This window comes from Cognatundibacterium luofuense (genome assembly GCF_018139685.1).
GTDB classification, from domain to species: Bacteria; Pseudomonadota; Gammaproteobacteria; order Burkholderiales; family Burkholderiaceae_D; genus Undibacterium; species Undibacterium luofuense.
Window position 1 is genome coordinate 1 of sequence record NZ_JAGSPN010000198.1, and the last position, 416, is coordinate 416.

Consider the following 416-nt stretch of genomic DNA (forward strand, 5'->3'; position numbering starts at 1 on the left):
GGATGGCTGGAAAATTCTGACTGAAAAACTGGGCAAAAAAGTACAGTTAGTCGGTGACGATCTGTTCGTGACCAACACCAAGATCCTGAAAGAAGGCATACAAAAAGATATCGCCAATTCTATCCTGATCAAAATCAACCAGATCGGTACCCTGACTGAAACTTTCGCAGCGATAGAAATGGCGAAGCGCGCAGGTTACACCGCTGTTATTTCTCATCGTTCCGGCGAGACAGAAGACAGCACCATCGCTGATATCGCAGTTGGTATGAATGCGCTGCAGATCAAAACTGGCTCTATGTCCCGTTCTGACCGTATGGCAAAATACAATCAGTTGCTGCGTATCGAAGAAGATCTGGGCGAAGTTGCCAGCTATCCAGGCCGTGATGCATTTTACAACCTGAAGTAATCTGCTATAG

Annotated in this window: 1 pseudogene; it reads left to right on the top strand. The window is 46.4% G+C overall.

From position 1 onward, the window contains the following. Positions 1 to 406 (top strand): annotated as a pseudogene (gene eno / locus KDM89_RS20010) (phosphopyruvate hydratase); the annotation flags it as partial. Positions 407 to 416 lie beyond the last annotated feature (10 nt).